We start from the raw sequence: 17,851 nt of genomic DNA on the forward strand, positions 1-17,851 counted from the left end.
ATGCATTTTTTATCGTCGTTTCAGCAGTGGCTGGAAGACCTGACCTTCTATTTTCCTTACTTCCCCGTGATCATCCAGATCGCGATAGTAGTGAGCGTGCTGGCGATCGCCGGCACGGTAGGGGCCTACACGGCGATGCTTATATATCGTTGGCAACAGCAGCGGCATTTGAAAAAAGAAATGCCCTTGCGTGCCGTTGGCGATACCTTGTTACTCGATCATGTGATTGCTCCTGCTGTAAATACACCGGAAGGGGAGCAGCCCCTCGCGCTCCAGGCTTTTGAGCAGCTCGGCCTCGGCCGCCGCTGGGCAAGGGCCACCTTCACCAGCCAACTCATTGAATACCGTCAGAACTTTACCGGCGACATTCCCCAACGCCTTCGTGAACTATACCTTGAACTGGGCCTTCAGCATGATGCCGTCAGCCACCTGCATTCCGGCCGTCGTAAGAAAGTGATCGCCGCATTGGTGGAACTGTCGGGCATGGGCGTACTGGTAGAAAAAGATTTTATCCTTCAGCTTACCGACAGCAAGGATAAATACATTCGCGAAATGGCCCGCTGCTACATCGTGCAATGCTCTCCCGATCATCCTTTTGAGTTCCTCGATCATGTAAAAGAGCCGATCCTGCTATGGGAACAGTTTGAGCTTTTCCGGATCATCTCCCTGCGGAAAGACATACCAGCGCCGGCTTTCGAGCGATGGATCGCGGCGGAATATCATCCTACAGTGATCACGCTGGCGCTCAAGCTGGCAACGTATTACCAGCAACCGGAATCCATCCGGGCGATGCTTCGCCTGATGCCGGTATGTGTAGAACCGCTGCGCGCCCTCATCATCAATTGTCTTGGCAAACTGGTGGCCGAAACCGCAGAACCCACGCTGGTGGCGATGTACCCGCAAGAGTCGCTGTCCGTTAAAATGGAAATACTCAAAGCGCTGGGCCGTATCGGCTCCGGTCATTATCTTGACTTCCTGCGGCATGAACTGGAACACGCAGATGAGTTCCTGCTCATGAAACACGCGGCACGCTCCATCGTGAGCCATCACGCGCTGGCCAGAGACCTGATCGCACAGTTACAACAATCACTCACCGGGACCAGGCTGCTCGTACTGCAGCACAGCCTGAACCCTCTGATCAAATATTAACATGTTCAAGGATCTTTTTAAATATATCACTGACTTTTACGAAAGCGCAATATTTATCTATTGCGCCGGGTTATTCCTTTTCTATATCCTGCTGGCGGTGCTTTCGCTGATCGCTATCAGGCGTAGTTTATGGAAGAATAAAGTGAGAGGGCAACATATGCTGGTGGCGTCGCCGCTTACACCGGGCATCTCCGTGATCGCGCCGGCGTATAATGAAGGCGTGACCATCATCCCGAACGTACGTTCCCTGCTGGCCCTCAACTACAGCCGTTTTGAAGTAGTGATTGTGAACGATGGCAGCAAAGACGATACGCTCGAAAAACTGATCGGTGAATTTGAACTGGTAGAAGTGAAGTTTGCCTACCGTGAAGAGATCGTTACCAAACCAGTGAAACGCTTTTTCAAATCATCCAACCCGGCATATTCCAAATTGATGGTGGTAGATAAAGAGAACGGCAAAAGCAAGGCAGATGCCATCAATGCCGGTATCAATGCATCCTCTTTCGATTACTTCCTGAATACAGATGTGGATTGTATCCTCGACCGGGATACGCTGCTGAAGCTCATCAAGCCCTTCATGGATGATAAAGACCGTGTGATCGCTACTGGCGCGCCTTTGCGCGCCGCCAACTCCTGCGAAGTGGAAGCAGGCGTGATCACCCGCAAACGTATTCCGAAACAATTGCTGCCCCGCTTCCAGGAAATGGAATATGTACGTTCCTATCTCCTCGGAAAAATGGGCTGGACCTTCATCAACGCGGTGCCTAATGTATCTGGCGGCCTTGGTTTATTTGATAAAGAGATCGTGATCCGCTCCGGCGGTTATGATCCCGGCTCTTTCGGTGAAGACATGGATATGATCGTGCGCATGTGCCGTTATATGTGCGAGCAGAAACTGCCTTACCGCGTGCATTATATCCCTGAAACCCTTTGCTGGACAGAAGTTCCGGCTACGATGAAAGTGTTCTTCCGCCAGCGTATGCGCTGGGCGAGGGGATTGTTCCAGATATTTGCCACCCATCGGAAAGTGTTGTTCAACCCCCGTTACCGTAAACTGGGGCTGATCATCTTCCCCTATAATTTCTTTTTCGAATTACTGGCGCCGGTGATCGAATTTGCAGGGATCATCTATTATATCTACATCGTGGTGAACCATCTCATCAACTGGGATTATGCCCTCATCCTGCTGGTGTTCATCTACACATTCTCTGTATTGATCACTTCTTTGTCGATCCTCTGGGACCACCTGATATTCCGCTACTACAGCAGCTGGAAAGAAGTGATGCAGCTTTGTTTGCTTTCAATGGCAGAACCTTTTATATACCACCCGATCGTGCTTTTCAGCGCTATCCGGGGATATCTTAACCAGTTGACCGGCAAGAAACATACCTGGGGAAATATGCAGCGGCAAGGGTTTACGCAGTCAACAACAAAAAAAGAAGGATGATCATGGGAAGAGTGAGAATAATCATATTGACGATGTTGTTGCAGCTGGCGGCTGTATCGTTGTTTGCACAACGCAGCGGCCTGGTGTCTTCCGATGTGCTGTACAAGATGGCGCTCGAGGCGCGCAACGAACAAAAAGATTATCCCAAAGCGATCAAGTTGTGCAAGAAAGCGCTGGCGCAAAGTCCGGACTATACGGATATCCGCATACTACTGGGACGCCTATACGAAGAAACCGGGCAGTACATCGCTGCGAAGCATGAATGGAACACTGCCCTGAAAACCGCGCCGGGCAACGAAGAGCTGCTGCATGCGCTCATCAACCTGTACGACCGTACAGGCAACAAGGAAGAGGCTTTGTGTTATGTGGATATGTTATTGGAGAAGCATCCGCGGGATAAAGACCTCTTGTTAAAACGTTACGGCATCGCAGAAGCGGGCAGTAATGTAGTAGAGCAGGCCAAGACCATCACGCTGCTGCGCACCTTGTATCCGAATGATCCGCAGGTGAAAAATGTGTTGCATGATTATCAGTTGTCGGCCGCCAATATGGGCAACAAAAGTGGTAACCGCAGCGGCGCCGTGAAGATGTACGAGCAGGTGCTGTTGCGCGACAGTGTGAATACCGAAGCCTTGCAGGGCATTGCCGGATCGCTGGAGGCGCTGGGCCGCCCGCAGGAAGCATTGCCTTATTATGAGCGCCTGCACCGCCTGCAACCGGCAGAGGAAACGTGGATGCTGAAGATATCTTCCATTCTCTTTGCCGCGCGGCAGTACAAAGCGGCGCTGCCCTATGCAGAAGCCTTGTACCGCAAACGCCCCTCCTCAGCGACATACAAGCAACACCTGGCCGACGTATATGCGGCACTGTTACCCACAGATTCCACCGCTGTTTATGCCAGTCCGCTGGTGAATTTACAGCCTGCCAACCGGGACGCCTATATACAGTTGATTAACCAGGCTTACCGCCAGCGTGATTATACTGCGGCGAATGACTGGTGCAATAAAGCATTGCAGCGATTCCCGGGAGATGAGGAGATATGGAGAAAACAGATCGGGATACAGGAGGCGATGCCCAATACGGCGCTGGCAGCGGCTACAGCATTGAAGTTATGGCAGCAGCGCCCTTCCGCGGTGAATCAGCAGATCTATACCGACCTACAACTGGCACATGCCAATAAATTAATGAGAGCACACAAAGAAGAAGAGGCAGCGCAGGTGTTACAGCAAACACTGAAAGTAGCGCCTGGGCAAGCTGCCGTGTTGCTGTCCTTATCGAACCTCAAAGCATTGCAGGGCAAGCCACAGGAGGCGCTTACATTGCTGGACCGGTTGCTGGCGAAACAGCCGGCAGATACTGCTTTGCTCTTCAAGAAAGCAGGTCTGCTGGAAGCGATGCAGCAATACGCCGCTGCGGCGGCAGTGAGCCGTGAGTTGTTACAACGTTATCCACAGGATACGCGCTACCGCCAGGCTTATACCGACCAGCTGCTGGCTGCTGCGCGTCAACATATGCAGTTGCAGCAATACGATGCAGCCAGGCCGCTGTTGGAAGAGGTGTTGCAACAGGCGCCCGGTAACCGGGAAGCATGGAGCTACCTGGTGAATCTGGACATCGCCCGGAACCAGCCAGGGGAGGCACTTGCCAGCACTTACAACGCATTACAGCATTTCAACGACGATTCCCTGTTCCTGCAAAAGCGTTCCGCTTTGTTGCAGCAAACGGGCAACTACGCCGACGCCTATACGATATCTGGCAGATTGCATCAACGCTATCCTTCAGATACCACTTTACGCAATATGTATCTCGACCAGCTGCTGGCGCATGGCAAACAATTGCGCGATAACCAGCGCTGGGACAGCGCCTGGCAGCTATATCAGACCGCTTATAGCGTAGCGCCGAAAGATACGACCGTACTGCAAAACCTGGTTGGCGTTGCCTTTGCACGCAAGCAATACGATACCGCGCTGGCGTATGCAGATAAAGGCCTGGCACAGGATGCGCATAATACCGGGCTGCTGGAGAAGAAAGCCGGCGCGCTGGAACAGTTGCGCCAGTACGGCGCTGCGGCAAACGTAGCAAGGCAGTTGTATGCCTTGCAGCCAGAGGAAAAGAAATGGCGGAACTATGCCGACCAGCTGGCCAGTCATTCCTATCGTAACCAGGCCGGGATCATATACATGCAATCTGTATATGATAAGGACCTGCGTCCCGGCAGTATCCTGTCTTTGCAGTATCTGCACCGTTACGACCGTGGTTCCATCATCGGCCGGATCAACTATGGCAGCCGCGAGGCGGGCAATGGCGTACAATTGGAGGCGGAGACCTACTATAAACACAACCCGCGTTATTATTCCTATGGCTTGCTGGGATGGTCGCCATCATCGGTATTTCCAAGGGTGCGGGCGGGATATTCCCTGTTCCGTAATTTCAATAAAGAATGGGAAGGCGAGCTGGGCGCGCGTTATATCCGTAGCGACAGTATGAACAACTATTCTATTGTAGCGTCGGTGGCGAAAACGTGGGGCAGCTATTGGGTGAACCTGCGCGGCTTTGCCACTACCGATGAACACCAGTGGTACCAGGCTTATGTATTGACGAACCGTTTCTATATGCGGGAGCGGCAGGATTTCCTGGCCCTGATAGGCAGTATCGGCGCATCGCCGGATGACCGGAGCCGTAACTTCCAGTTTGGCAGGGTGGCGGGTTTTACATCTACATCGCTGACGGCAGGCTACCAACGTACGATCCGCGGGCGGGCCACTGCAGGGCTTTACGGCACCTGGACCCGTCAACAGACCGGTACTAATCTCTATATGAACCAGTATGATATCTACGCGTTATTCCTCTGGAATTTCTGATGTGCCGCCCCCGTCGCGGCGAGATCATAAAACGAGATAATAAAAAATGAGAAACGCTCCGGAAGGAGCGTTTCTCATTTTTTATTATTACTTTTAATAGCAACGTGAACAACCAAAATCGTAACACATCGTTAATAATAGGCTTTCCTTGATTTATATATTTTTGTGTCATGAGGAACAATGAGCAGATTAAGTCTCTTTTTGAAAGGGTCTGCGCGGATGATATGCAAGCGTACAATGAGTTGTATCTTGCTTTATGTGAGCGATTGCTTCATTTCTCCGCGGCCATTGTTTCATCGTTCCACCTCGCCGAAGAAATTGTATCCGACGTTTTTATGATGGTCTGGCAAAAGCGCCACCAGCTGGGACATGTAGAGAACCCCGCTGTATATCTGTATGTTGCCACCCGGAATTTTTCCCTGAACGCCTTACAACAGCAGAAGCGGCATTTGCATGCCAGCCTGGAATTGCTGGATACTACCGCCTTGCTGATTGCGCCTGATGCCGAGAGCGGTATGATCTCTGCGGAGGTATCGCAGAAAGTGGAAGCCGCGATCCGCAGCTTGCCAGCCCGCTGCCAGTTGATATTCCGGCTGGTGAAGCACGACCAGCTCAGCTACCGTGAAGTAGCGGAGTTATTGAACATCTCTCCCAAAACTGTAGACGCACAGCTGACCATTGCTGTGAAGAAAATAACCCAGGCTGTTCGCTTTGATCTATCCAGCGAACTGGCACAATCCTATCTTCATCTCGACTCTTAAAAAAATTTCAAAAACCTTTAGGGAATTGTTGACACCAACGTTGTCCTTTTAATATCAGTAGTATGGACCAGGAAAGATTGTATCACCTGCTGGCCAGGGAAATCGCCAATGAGCTGACCACTGCCGAGTCGGAGGAGCTGCAACAGCTGTTGCAGCAATATCCGCATGCTTCCTATATCCGGGAAGTGTTTACAAGGCGCTGGCAGGAAACCTCCCGGCAGGCGCCTGCACAGCAGATGCTGGAGCGGCATCTGCAACGTTTACAGCAACAGCCCGGTGAGCAGGCCGCAGACGAGCCTGCGCCGCGCCCTGTGCGCCGCATCTGGCTGCGAGCCGTAGCCGCAGCAGCCAGCATCGCGCTCATCGCTTTTGCAGGCTGGCGCTGGCTGCAACATCCTGTTGTACCACCGGCGCCAAAAGAACAGCTGGTAACGTTGAAGGGTACACGCTCTCATATCACTTTGCCCGACGGCTCCCAGGTATGGCTCAATGCCGGCAGCCGGCTCAACTATCCCAAAGCCTTTGCCGATAAGCAGCCACGCATTGTGCAGCTGGAAGGAGAGGCCTTCTTTGACGTAGCCGCCGATGCCAACCGGCCTTTCCGCGTACAAACAAAATCCTTTACGATACTGGTAATGGGTACTGCTTTCAATGTACGGGCCTATCCCGGGGAAGACAGCGCCGTTACTTCACTGGTGCAGGGAGCAGTGCAAGTGCAGCTCGACAAAGCCGGCAAACAGTTGGTGGCATTGCGTCCTAACGAAAAGCTCACCGTACCGGCCAATCTCTTCGAACATTCTGATGAACCGGTAAAAGAAATAGATAATAAAAAAATACCGCTGACTGTTTACAAGCAGCATCTCACGCAAGTGCGCGACAGCCTTGTATCTGAAACCGCCTGGGTAAAAAATAAACTCGCGTTCAAACATCTTGAACTGGAGAAAGTAAGCGCCATGCTGGAACAATGGTATGGCGTGGAGATCGGCTTCCGCAATAATAAACGGAAGCAATTGTATTTCACCGGCGTATTTGAAACGGATAATCTTGATAACGTGTTGGAGGCGCTCGCGTCTACCAATTCATTTTCCTATACTAAAGATGCAAGGGGGAAAATCTGGATCGAGTAGTCTTGTTTAAATCATGTAAAACCGTAACTATGGCTTAATTCACCAGTAACAAAGCTGATTTCGTCAACTTTTCCTTAACGGATAAAAAAACGGGAAATGTTCGCACCATTCCCCGTGTATTTATCGGTTAACGGCTTCGTATTGTCTTTTGCGCAACAATCCAATTAATTAACCAACAAAACAAAAGTATGAAAAAAAACACAGTGGACAATTGTGTCCCGCTGCGGCGGGGGCTGTATAAACTGTTAATTTTTATGAAGTTTTTTACGCTGCTCTTAACGGTCGCCTGTTTGCATCTGAGCGCTGCGGTACATTCCCAGTCGAAGATTACATTGAAGCTCTCGCAAGTACAGTTGGAGAAGGCGCTGGCAGCGCTGGAGAAGACCAGCAGCTACCGCTTTGTGTACAATGATGACAACATGCCGTTGCACCAGAAAGTGTCTGTTGACGCGATGGAGCAGCCGGTAGATAAAGTGCTGGAACAGTTACTGCATAATACTTCCCTGCGTTATCGCCTGATGCCAGGCAATATAATAGTGATTGCACCAGCCGCCATCGTAAGCAAGGATGTGTTGGTGAAAGGTACGGTGATCAACTCCGCAGGCGAGCCACTGCCGGGCGTTACCGTGCGTTTGAAAAATACCGCTATCGGTGTGACCACCGATGTGAAAGGCGGCTTTGAACTGAAAGTGCCGGAGAACGCGGTGTTGGTGCTGTCGTACGTCGGCTTTGATCCGCAGGAGGTTTCGCTGAATGGCAGGGATCATGTGACCATCACCATGGAAGCTTCCAGGAACTCTATGGAAGAAGTGATCGTGGTGGGATATGGTACGCAAAAGAAGATCAACGTTACCGGCGCGATTGACCAGATCAACGGCAAGCAGCTGGCAGAGCGGCCGATCGCCAATATCATGCAGGGTTTGCAGGGGCTTAGCGCCGGCCTTAATATCACGTATAAAGGTGGCGCGCCCGGGCAAACACCCAAGATCAATGTGCGTGGATTTACTTCTATTAATAATGATGCTTCCAATGCGCCGCTCATCCTCATCGATGGCATCGCTGGTTCTACAGATGACCTGATCCGCCTGAACCCTTCCGATATCGCTACTATTTCGGTATTGCGCGATGCGGCATCAGCGGCCATCTACGGCGCCCGCGCCGCTTTCGGCGTGTTGCTGATCACCACCAAACAAGGCGTGCCCGGCGGCCGTCAAACGGTGAGCTACAGCAATTATTTTGCACGGTCAAAGAGAACCGTGTTACCAGAGCCGGTTACCGATCCCTATATCTATTCCCGTGTGCTGGAAACCTCTACCAACAATACACCCTGGACCTATGTAAATTATTCCGATGAATATTTTAAATGGGCGAAAGAAAGATCCGATAATCCTTCCCTGCCGGATACCCGCATCGATCCCAGCGATCCTACCAAATGGGCGTACATGGGCAGTAACAACTGGAATGATTACTTCTTCAGTAAATCCAATTTCTCGCAGTACCACAGCATTTCGCTGAATGGTTCTGCGGAGACAGCGAAGAAGATGCCGATCTCTTACCTGCTCTCTGCTGATTTCACCGATGAAAATGGCCTCAACAAGTTGTCGAAAGATAAATGGGATCGTTATGGTTTGAGAAACAAACTGAATATCCGCCCCTTGAAATGGTTACAGATAGATAACAACTTGAGTATTTATCAAACCAAGGCGGATGCGCCCAGCAACAATATCACCGACGTATATTACCTGCAACCTACGCAAGTGGCTGTAAACCCTGATGGCACCTGGGCCAATACCGGTGCTGGCCGGCTGGCCGCTAAACTCGTGGATGGCGGTCGCAGCACGCTTACCCGCTTCGGTTTGCAGGATGTGATCAGAGGTGTTGCCTCGTTCCTGAATAACGACCTGCAAGTGACGGCGGATGCGAGCTTCAAACGCGAGCTCTGGAAATCACATGCCGACTATCGCAAATACCGCATCGGCTATGGCCCTAATGACGTACGTGAAGAAGGCGGTACCGGCTCCGTAACAGAAAATAATACGATGGTGACGCAGGATGTTTATGACCTGTTTGCCACCTACAATAAAACGCTGGCGCATGACCATCGTATACAAGTGCTGGCAGGTTATAACCAGGAGAGCTATGAATCCAGTGTGGTGAACGCTTCCAAGGCAGGATTGATCTCGTCCTCCCTGCCTTATATCAGTGTTACAAATGGCGCCCCTACTGTTTCAGGCACCTATCAATCCTATGCACTGCGTGGCTTATTCGGCAGGATCAATTATACTTATAAAGATCGTTACATCATTGAAGGTAATGGGCGTTACGATGGATCTTCCCGCTTTTTGCCTACGGGCCGCTGGGGCTTCTTCCCATCTGTTTCTGCCGCCTGGATCGCGAGTGAAGAGCATTTCCTGAAATCGCTCCGCGCGCTGTCTACGCTCAAATTCAGGGCATCGTATGGTAGTTTGGGTAACCAGAATGTGGCGAACTTCCGCCATATCCAAACTATCCCCACCGCTACTTCCGGATACCTGATAGGCGGCGCTGCCGGTTCCACCGTTGCTTCAGGCGCACCGCTCCTGAATGTGGACCCGAACTCTTATACCTGGGAGAAGGTGATCACTACCAATGTGGGCACTGATATCGGTTTGTTCGATAACCATGTGCTGGCCACTTTCGATTACTACGTGCGCAATACCAAAGGAATGCTGACCGGCGGCGTGGAGTTGCCAGGCGTACTCGGTACTTCACCCGCGCCGCAGAATGCTGCCGACCTCTCTACCCGCGGATGGGAGCTGACAGTAGCTTACCGTAACAGTGTGAATGTGGCGAAAGATCAGCTGAGCTATGGCATCAAAGTGTTTTTGTCTGATGACAAGACCAGGATCACCCGTTTCAAAAATGATCAGCAGCTGTTGGGTAATTACCGTGAAGGCCAGACCATTGGCGAGATATGGGGCCTCACCAACGACGGTATGTTCCGGAATAAAGACGAGATCAAAGCATTGGATGAAAGTGCTATCATTCCCTGGGGCGCGCTTCAGATCGTGCCAGGATGGCCTAAATACAAGGACCTCAATGGAGATGGCAAGATCGAACAGGGCACTACTGCCAAAGATCCGAAAGACCTCAGCATCATCGGTAACAGCAGCCCGCGCTACCGTTTTGGCGTTAATCTCGATGCCAGCTGGAAAGGATTCGATGTGTCGGTATTCCTGCAAGGTATCGCCAAGATGGACTTCTACCCGCATCACTATCTCTTCTGGGGCCCTTACCAGCAGCCATATGCCAATATCTATCCCTGGAACCTGGACTTCTACCGTGCTACCGCCGATGATCCGGCGATGCGCGCTCAGCATTCCAAATCATACATCGCGGCAGGCCTGGCAGACGCCAATACCAATTCTTATTTCCCGGTGCTGCAATCATGGCTGGCAGATAACAACTATGGCGCGGGCCTCGATATCCCGCAGACCAAATACCTGCTGAATGCCGCTTACCTCCGTGTGAAGAACGTAACGATCGGCTACACACTGCCGCAGTCGTTCACCAAACGTTACCGCATTGCACGTTTACGTGTATTCGTATCCGGTGAGAACATCTTCGAGTTCTCCGCCATCAAAAAATACCTTGATCCCGAATCGATCACGGATGGCTATGGATGGGAATATCCCTATCAGCGCAAATATGCAGTGGGCTTGAATCTTGACCTGTAAACAATGACGGGGAAATTTTAAAAACAGTAACATGAAAAAGCTTTTCATCTTTATAATCACCAGTATTATCATAGCTGGTACGGCCTGTAAAAAATCTTTTCTCGACAGATATCCGCAGGATGCTATCTCTCCACAACTCTTCTTTAAATCAGAAGAAGACCTGGTACTGTATGTCAACGGGCTACTCTCCATGCCTGGTACCGGGATATACTACGACGACCAGAGCAGCGACAACATGGCCACTACTGCGGCCATTGAAGTAAAAGGTGTGATGACGGGCAGCCCTTCGTCGCAAACCCTTACCAATGGCTGGGATTGGGGTCGCCTGCGTAATATCAATTATTTCCTGGACAATTATAGCAAAGCCAATGTAACGCAGGATGTGAAAGATCATTATGCCGGTATGGCGAGATATTATCGCGCCATGTTTTATTTCGGGATGATCAAACGTTATTCTGATGTGCCCTGGTACAGTCATACCATGAACCCCGGCGACAGCGCACTGCTCTACAAGCCCCGCGATCCGCGCGCATTGGTGGTAGACAGTATGATCGCTGATCTGAGCTTTGCCGCTGCACATGTGCGCAGTGCAGTGCCAGCCGGTACACCGAATGTGTGGGCCGTTAAAGCGCTGTTTGCGCGCATCGCGCTGTACGAAGGCGTATACCGCAAATACCATCCGGAGCTGAATCTGCAGCCAAGTGCCGGCCGCTTCCTCGATTCTGCGATCAAGGTAACACAGGATATCATGAGCAATGGCGGCTTCGGCATCTATAATACCGGCAAGCCGGATAAGGATTATGCAGCGCTGTTCAGCACAGTAGACCTTTCCGGTAATAAAGAAATGATCCTGGCCCATCCTTATGATGTAAGCAAAGGCGTGAGCAATGGCGGTACCGGTACGGCCTTCGGCGACTATGAGCAATCGCCTGCCCGCGATCTCGTCCAGAGTTACCTGATGGATGACGGTACCCGTTTCACCGATCAGCCAGGATATGCGCAGATGCAGTTTGTGCAGGAGTTCCGTCATCGCGACCGCCGTCTGGCGCAAACAATCGCCGCACCTGGTTTTATACGCGTGCCGGATACTAAACCGTATATCCAGCGACTGAACAAGAACTTCTCCGGTTATCACCAGGTGAAAGGTTTTATCAATACTACAGACAACAACATGGCAAATAGTGTAGCCGTGCCCGTATATCGCTATGCAGAAACCTTACTGATCAATGCAGAGGCGAAAGCAGAGCAGGGTACGCTTACACAGGCCGATCTCGACAATACCATCAACCTGCTGCGCGCCCGTGTGCAAATGCCTGCGATGAACCTCGCCATGGTCAATGGCAATATAGATCCCGTGATGGCCGCCAAATATCCTGATGTGAGCGGCGCCATGAAAGGCGCTATCCTCGAGATACGCCGCGAAAGGAGAGTGGAGCTGGCCATGGAAGGCTTCCGCTACGACGACCTGATGAGATGGCGCGGTGGCTCGCTGCTGGCGCAGCTTCCGGAGGGGATGTACTTTCCTGGCCTGGGTAAATATGATCTCACCGGCGATGGCATTGAAGATATCATCCTCATCGACAAGAGCGCTGAAATCCCTACCGACGATAAGAAAGAGAAAAACTCGCTGGGAGTGAACCTCATCTATTACAGGGCAGGCGCTTATGGAGATAACGTGACCGTATATCTGAAAAACGGTACTGCCGGCGGCGCTATCGTTACAGAGGGTATGTCGCGCAAGTTCATCGAGCCGAAATTTTATTACCGTCCGATACCTTATGCCCAGACAGTATTGAACCCGAATCTCAAACAAATTTTTGACTGGCAATAATATGAACAGAAGAAGTATTATCAAAGGCGGAGGCCTGCTGGCCGCAGCATCCTTGTTGGCGCCTGCCGCGAAAGCCGCTACCACAGCCTCCAAACGGAAACCGGCGCTCACCATTGCACATATAACGGATGTGCATATACGCCCGGATGAAGATGCGCCTGAGCGCTTCAAAAAATGCCTCGGCGCGGTTAAAAAACACGGCGTGGATTTTATCCTCAATGGCGGCGATTCCATCTTCGACGCCTCCTACGACGATGTGAAACGTGAACGCGTAACGGAGCTGTGGAACATCTGGGACCGCTGTATGGAAACGATCAAACCTTACGAGGTGTACAGCTGTTTAGGTAACCACGATATGTGGTGGAAAGCGCCTTCCAAAGAGGACGAGATGTATGGCAAACCCTATGTGGTAAAGCGTTTGGGCATACCGGCACGCTATTATAGTTTTACCAGGAAAGGATGGCACTTCGTGATCCTGGATGGTAACAACGATAATGTATCGCTGGATGAAGAACAGTACAAATGGCTGGAGAATGATCTGCAACAGCTGGCGCCCGGTACGCCGGTGCTGCTGATGTCGCATTATCCGATCCTCGGTGTAACGCCCTCGCTTGTGGGTGGCGGGCATAGCGATCATGTGAAGCTGAAGAATCTCTTCTTCAAACATAAAGATAAAATACGGATATGCCTCAGCGGGCACAATCATCTCTCCGATAATGCCGTATACAATGGCATCCGCTATTGCTGTAATGGCGCGATGTCGGGCTTCTGGTGGGGCAAGGGCGACAAAGATTCTGCCGGTCCCGGTTACTATTATGAAACGCCGCCGGGCTTTGCCATCCTCCGCTTGTATGAAGACGGGCAAGTGGAGAATGAATACATTCCTCACGGATATTAGGAAAAGAGCGGTACCTGGTACCGCTCTTTTTTTATTTGCTGGATGCCCTAAAAACGCCTGTATATTGTCACGAATGCCCCTGACTTGCCCGCGGCATACATTCTACCTTTGTTTCAAACAATAATCAATAAGATGAATAACAATGCTGCCGGGCTTGAATTAGCCCAGATCGGCTGGGTGGTGCCGGATATCCATGCCGCTACAAAATTTCTTGGCAACACTTTGGGTATCGCGGGCTTTCCCGAACCAGAACATGTACGTGCACAAGACATGGACATGACGTATCATGGAAAAGTGGTAGCTGGCGACTGGCTGGTTACGCAGACCTACAACGGCAGTGCTTTCATTGAGCTGATACAGCCGCTTTCCGGTCAGAGCATGTTCCACGACTACCTGGCAAAGTATCCCATGGGCGGCGCACAGCATCTTGCCTTCCGCTTGCCTGTGAGTGGTTTTGAGCAGGTGACCAACAAGCTGCGCGAACAAGGTTACGCAATGGTAAGCGAAGTAGATCATCCGATTGCGCGAATGGCCTTTTTCGATACCTATCAAACTTTGGGTGTGATGACGGAGATCATGGGCATTACGCCAGAAGGATGGAAGATCGTTCAGCAGATGGAGAAAGCCCGTTAAAAGAACCACTCCTTATAGTCCCTAACAAACTGCCCGAAGCTGATAGCGCGCTCGTGTGTAATATCTGTTACGGTGCTGCTCACAGCGGCAGCTTCTCCACGGGCATAATGCGCATAGTCTTCAATCAGGCCACCCACCTGCCATTCAGGGAATCCGGCCGCGCGTACAGCTGCCTCCATTTGTTCCGGCGCTGCATCAACAAATTCAATTTTTCTGCCGAGCAACCGGGAGAATGTATCTGCCATCTGGTAATGCGTAAGCGCTTCCGGGCCGGTGATGTTGTAAATTTTATTTTCATGCCCGTTTTCTGTGAGCGCCTTTGCAGCCACCGCGGCAATATCCCTTACATCAACCGCGCTGATGGCGGCATTGCCAACAGCGGCATAGAAGGCGTTGTTGTTCCTGATAAAATCTTTAAAAGCAATCGTACCCTGCATGTATAAATTAGGGCGAAGGAAAGTATAAGTTAGCCCCAGTGCTTTAATCCGGTTTTCCACTTTCGCATGATAACGTAGAAAACGAACAGGAGAATTTTCATCCGCCGCGAACTGTGAGAGCTTTACCAGATGCCGAACGCCGGCTTTATGAGCGGCATCAACAAAATTCATTTGCAGTTGTTCCGCCTGTTCAGATGAGTTGGTCAACAGGAATGCTTTTTCCATCCCTTCCAATGAACGGGCCAGCAGGGCTTCATCGGCCAGGTCGCCCACAATGATCTCAGCGTGTGGAAGATGATTGAACCTGCTTATATCATCGCCATTCCTTACTAATGCTTTAAAGGGGACGGTCAGTTTTTTTATTAATGCGGCGCCTACATTACCGGTAGCGCCAGTGATAAAGATTTTCGCTTGTGTCATAAAATAATTTTAGAGTTATTTGATAACACAAAGGTGCCGACAAGCGCGCCGATAAAATTGTAAGAAAACGAAACCGCTTAACGGGCATTGCAGATATCTTGCTGGAAGCGGAGATATTTAGACGGGCTGAGGTTGAGATAATGTTTGAAATCGTGTATCAGCTGGCTCTGGTCATAATAGCCACAGTTGGCGATTATTTCAAACCAATCTATTTTAGCATCTGCAGCAGCAATCGCTTGTATCTGTTCAATCGCTTTTAAAAAACGTTGATAGCGGTTGAGTTCTTTGGCAGAATAGCCAAAATGTTTTTTATGGCTCATTTGAACCGCTCTTTCCGAGAGGTTGTTCTTCTCAGAAATTTCTTTTACCGGGCTTAGGTTGTTGTTATGAAAACCGGCTATCTGTTCTGCAAGATGGTCGCGCGCTTTCAGGTAGGGCTTGCAAAAGTCGAGGATATGATTTACCCTTTGTTCAATACTTTCCAATTGATTCAGTTCTTCCCACAGCTGGGTGAAGCAATTGTCGGTCAGCAGCGTATCAGGGTGTGTTGGTTGGTGCTGTGGTAAACAGGTGCTTCCGAAGAAGCGGGAAAAGGCATCATCTTTAAAATTAGCCACCAGTATGGCTGTTGCCGGCGGCAGCGTGTAGTCGATCGCTTGTTTGACAGGCCCGGCCACCAGGCATTTCCCTGCTGTAATTTCCTCGCCCTCGCGGGTCTTGAAGAACGGCGGTGTGCCAAAGCTGAACATCATCATCACCCGATAGGAGGGCAGCAGCGTTTGCGTAAGGGCCGCAGGGCTATTATTACGGGAAAAATAGAAGTGCGAAAACACTTCCTCAAATGCTGGCGGAACAGCGATCCGGTAGCCCTCGTAGCCCACTTTATCTTTCATTTTCTTATATTTGAGTATATGACTTTTTATCAACAGGAAATCCTCCGGATCAAGAAAGTTTGTTATTCAAACCAAAGGCAGCTGGATGCGGTCATCAAAACAAAAAATTATATTGATGATAACATCGACAAGGAAGTGAACCTGGTCCTGCTGTCTAACATCGGCTTTGCCTCTAAATTCCATCTGCTCCGGCTGTTCAAAAAATATTACGGGCTTACCCCGAAACAGTACCTCACAGATAAACGGATTGAAATATCCAAAGATAATCTAAAGAACGGGATGACCGTTACTGATACCTGCTTTGCAGTCGGCTTTGAATGCCCGAGTTCATTCAGTACTTTATTCAAAAGTAAAATTGGCCTGACGCCCCTTGCTTTTCAAAAAAGAGCAACTTTCGCAAAGTGATTGACCATCTGCTTCGCGAATTTTATGGCCATCGCTTAAAATAAGTAATAAGATGAGAGTAAAAATTATCAGCATCCCGGTGCTGGACCAGGAAAAGGCGTTAAAATTTTATACAGAAAAATTGGGTTTTATCAAGAAGATCGACCTGCCGCTGGATGCCAGCAGCCGCTGGCTCACCGTGGTGAGCAAGGAAGAACAGGATGGGCCGGAACTGCTGTTGGAGCCGTCTCCCATCCATTTTGAGCCCGCCAGAGTATACCAGCAGGCACTGCTGGATGCAGGAATACCTTATACACAGTTTAATGTAGACAGCGTTCAGCAAGAGTTTGAGCGGCTTACGAATATGGGTGTTGCGTTCAGCGTAGGTCCAACAGAAATGGGAACCGTGAAAATTGCCGTGTTCAACGATACCTGTGGAAATAATATTCAAATAGTTGAAATGCTATGAAACAAAAGATCATCACGTTCCTCACCTTTCAAAAGAATGATGCGGAACTGGCCATGAATTTCTATATCAGCTTATTCGACCATTCCAAAGTGCTGCACATGCAGCGTTGGGGAAAGGAGGGGCCAGGTAAAGAAAATACGATTATGATGGCCGTGTTTGAGTTGAACGGACAAAAGTTCATGTGCAGTGATAGTCCGCCTGTCCATAGCTGGGACTTCACGCCTGCCGTTTCAAATTATGTCGCGTGTGAGAGCGAAGCAGAGATCCAGAAGTTCTTTTCCAGACTATCTGAAAACGGAGACGTGAAGATGCCCTTGGGCAGCTATGGCTTTAGCCGGCAATTTGCCTGGGTGACGGACCAGTTCGGGGTTTCGTGGCAATTGAATTTGCAGTAGTTTGAAATCATATCAGCGCATGGCGTTCATCACTGCGAGGGAGTCCATATAGTCACGCCAGTGAACGATCTTTCTATTGCGGATGGTAATGATCGAGCAAAACCTGTTATCATAAGGTTTGTTGGCAGGTGTTACGCCATGAACCGCATATTCCAGTATCACCACACCTGGCGCTGTTGATTTGTGAACAACAAGATTATCCGCGGTGTGAAGTGTCATCGCGTATCCGCCGAACCAGTCCATATAGGCTTTGCGTCCATTGATCTGAGAGGCGAATCCGGGGAAGTGATATAAAAATTCAAATACTGCGTCCTCCGCTACGGCATCCCAGAAATGGTTGCCATCTACTTCTCCTTGGAGACCTTCCATAATAATTTCGTAGAAGGGGGCTGCTCCTGTTTTAAATGCGGGATGATTTCTGTCGATCATA

15 protein-coding genes are annotated in these 17,851 nt (G+C 50.3%); 12 read left to right on the forward strand and 3 right to left on the reverse strand.

Features of this window, described 5'->3' with window-relative positions; all coding sequences use genetic code 11:
* The 9 genes from FPG75_RS13615 to FPG75_RS13655 all read left to right on the forward strand — a co-directional run bounded on the left by FPG75_RS13615 (window position 1) and on the right by FPG75_RS13655 (window position 14,423).
* Entirely contained in the window at window positions 1-1,149 is a 1,149-nt protein-coding gene (locus tag FPG75_RS13615; RefSeq protein WP_143307402.1) for a HEAT repeat domain-containing protein, read from the forward strand.
* 1 nt (window position 1,150) lies between these two features.
* Window positions 1,151-2,596, forward strand: coding sequence for a glycosyltransferase family 2 protein (locus FPG75_RS13620; RefSeq protein WP_143307403.1), 1,446 nt, complete (start codon window positions 1,151-1,153; stop codon window positions 2,594-2,596).
* The gene (locus FPG75_RS13625) at window positions 2,593-5,457 is read left to right on the forward strand and encodes a tetratricopeptide repeat protein (RefSeq protein WP_143307404.1); all 2,865 of its coding nucleotides are present in this window, start codon (window positions 2,593-2,595) and stop codon (window positions 5,455-5,457) included. Before FPG75_RS13620 ends, FPG75_RS13625 begins: the two co-directional genes overlap by 4 nt.
* Window positions 5,458-5,681: 224 nt before the next feature.
* Window positions 5,682-6,218, forward strand: a complete 537-nt coding sequence (locus FPG75_RS13630; protein WP_236652915.1) for an RNA polymerase sigma-70 factor — start codon at window positions 5,682-5,684, stop codon at window positions 6,216-6,218.
* A gap of 62 nt (window positions 6,219-6,280) precedes the next feature.
* The gene (locus FPG75_RS13635) at window positions 6,281-7,345 is read left to right on the forward strand and encodes a FecR family protein (RefSeq protein ID WP_143307406.1); all 1,065 of its coding nucleotides are present in this window, start codon (window positions 6,281-6,283) and stop codon (window positions 7,343-7,345) included.
* Window positions 7,346-7,599: 254 nt separating this feature from the next.
* Entirely contained in the window at window positions 7,600-11,061 is a 3,462-nt protein-coding gene (locus FPG75_RS13640) for a TonB-dependent receptor (RefSeq protein ID WP_161596801.1), read from the forward strand.
* A gap of 31 nt (window positions 11,062-11,092) precedes the next feature.
* The gene (locus tag FPG75_RS13645; RefSeq protein ID WP_143307408.1) at window positions 11,093-12,892 is read left to right on the forward strand and encodes a RagB/SusD family nutrient uptake outer membrane protein; all 1,800 of its coding nucleotides are present in this window, start codon (window positions 11,093-11,095) and stop codon (window positions 12,890-12,892) included.
* A 1-nt stretch (window position 12,893) separates the two neighbouring features.
* Window positions 12,894-13,790, forward strand: a complete 897-nt coding sequence (locus FPG75_RS13650) for a metallophosphoesterase family protein (protein ID WP_143307409.1) — start codon at window positions 12,894-12,896, stop codon at window positions 13,788-13,790.
* Window positions 13,791-13,922: 132 nt separating this feature from the next.
* Entirely contained in the window at window positions 13,923-14,423 is a 501-nt protein-coding gene (locus FPG75_RS13655) for a VOC family protein (RefSeq protein ID WP_143307410.1), read from the forward strand.
* On the opposite strand, the gene FPG75_RS13660 is transcribed toward FPG75_RS13655, so the two are convergent.
* Window positions 14,420-15,280 (reverse strand): SDR family oxidoreductase, encoded by an 861-nt coding sequence (locus FPG75_RS13660; protein WP_143307411.1) that lies wholly within the window; start codon window positions 15,278-15,280, stop codon window positions 14,420-14,422. The genes FPG75_RS13655 and FPG75_RS13660 overlap by 4 nt on opposite strands.
* Before the next feature lie 77 nt (window positions 15,281-15,357).
* Window positions 15,358-16,173: an AraC family transcriptional regulator gene (locus FPG75_RS13665; protein WP_143307412.1), complete on the reverse strand. Its 816-nt coding sequence runs from the start codon at window positions 16,171-16,173 to the stop codon at window positions 15,358-15,360.
* An 18-nt stretch (window positions 16,174-16,191) separates the two neighbouring features.
* Between FPG75_RS13665 and FPG75_RS13670 the strand changes: the two genes are divergently transcribed.
* The 3 genes from FPG75_RS13670 to FPG75_RS13680 are packed head-to-tail and all read left to right on the forward strand — an operon-like array spanning window position 16,192 to window position 17,421.
* Window positions 16,192-16,578, forward strand: a complete 387-nt coding sequence (locus FPG75_RS13670; protein ID WP_143307413.1) for a helix-turn-helix domain-containing protein — start codon at window positions 16,192-16,194, stop codon at window positions 16,576-16,578.
* 52 nt (window positions 16,579-16,630) lie between these two features.
* Window positions 16,631-17,026: a VOC family protein gene (locus FPG75_RS13675; RefSeq protein WP_143307414.1), complete on the forward strand. Its 396-nt coding sequence runs from the start codon at window positions 16,631-16,633 to the stop codon at window positions 17,024-17,026.
* On the forward strand, window positions 17,023-17,421 hold the full coding sequence (locus tag FPG75_RS13680; protein ID WP_143307415.1) for a VOC family protein: 399 nt from the start codon (window positions 17,023-17,025) through the stop codon (window positions 17,419-17,421). Before FPG75_RS13675 ends, FPG75_RS13680 begins: the two co-directional genes overlap by 4 nt.
* Before the next feature lie 12 nt (window positions 17,422-17,433).
* Here the strand turns inward: FPG75_RS13680 and FPG75_RS13685 are convergent, their stop codons facing one another.
* Window positions 17,434-17,850 carry a nuclear transport factor 2 family protein gene (locus FPG75_RS13685; protein WP_143307416.1) on the reverse strand — a complete coding sequence of 139 codons (417 nt, stop codon included), beginning with the start codon at window positions 17,848-17,850 and terminating at the stop codon, window positions 17,434-17,436.
* Between the last annotated feature and the right edge of the window lies 1 nt (window position 17,851).

The sequence above is a fragment of the Chitinophaga vietnamensis genome (genome assembly GCF_902167635.1).
Taxonomy (GTDB): Bacteria; Bacteroidota; Bacteroidia; order Chitinophagales; family Chitinophagaceae; genus Chitinophaga; species Chitinophaga vietnamensis.

Coding starts and splice junctions, on each gene's coding strand:
- FPG75_RS13615 (WP_143307402.1), top strand. CDS start 1: ATGCATTTTTTATCGTCGTTTCAGCAGTGGCTGGAAGACCTGACCTTC.
- FPG75_RS13660 (WP_143307411.1), bottom strand. CDS start 15,280: ATGACACAAGCGAAAATCTTTATCACTGGCGCTACCGGTAATGTAGGC.
- FPG75_RS13645 (WP_143307408.1), top strand. CDS start 11,093: ATGAAAAAGCTTTTCATCTTTATAATCACCAGTATTATCATAGCTGGT.
- FPG75_RS13625 (WP_143307404.1), top strand. CDS start 2,593: ATGATCATGGGAAGAGTGAGAATAATCATATTGACGATGTTGTTGCAG.
- FPG75_RS13685 (WP_143307416.1), bottom strand. CDS start 17,850: ATGATCGACAGAAATCATCCCGCATTTAAAACAGGAGCAGCCCCCTTC.
- FPG75_RS13680 (WP_143307415.1), top strand. CDS start 17,023: ATGAAACAAAAGATCATCACGTTCCTCACCTTTCAAAAGAATGATGCG.
- FPG75_RS13655 (WP_143307410.1), top strand. CDS start 13,923: ATGAATAACAATGCTGCCGGGCTTGAATTAGCCCAGATCGGCTGGGTG.
- FPG75_RS13675 (WP_143307414.1), top strand. CDS start 16,631: ATGAGAGTAAAAATTATCAGCATCCCGGTGCTGGACCAGGAAAAGGCG.
- FPG75_RS13640 (WP_161596801.1), top strand. CDS start 7,600: ATGAAGTTTTTTACGCTGCTCTTAACGGTCGCCTGTTTGCATCTGAGC.
- FPG75_RS13630 (WP_236652915.1), top strand. CDS start 5,682: ATGCAAGCGTACAATGAGTTGTATCTTGCTTTATGTGAGCGATTGCTT.
- FPG75_RS13650 (WP_143307409.1), top strand. CDS start 12,894: ATGAACAGAAGAAGTATTATCAAAGGCGGAGGCCTGCTGGCCGCAGCA.
- FPG75_RS13620 (WP_143307403.1), top strand. CDS start 1,151: ATGTTCAAGGATCTTTTTAAATATATCACTGACTTTTACGAAAGCGCA.
- FPG75_RS13635 (WP_143307406.1), top strand. CDS start 6,281: ATGGACCAGGAAAGATTGTATCACCTGCTGGCCAGGGAAATCGCCAAT.
- FPG75_RS13665 (WP_143307412.1), bottom strand. CDS start 16,173: ATGAAAGATAAAGTGGGCTACGAGGGCTACCGGATCGCTGTTCCGCCA.
- FPG75_RS13670 (WP_143307413.1), top strand. CDS start 16,192: ATGACTTTTTATCAACAGGAAATCCTCCGGATCAAGAAAGTTTGTTAT.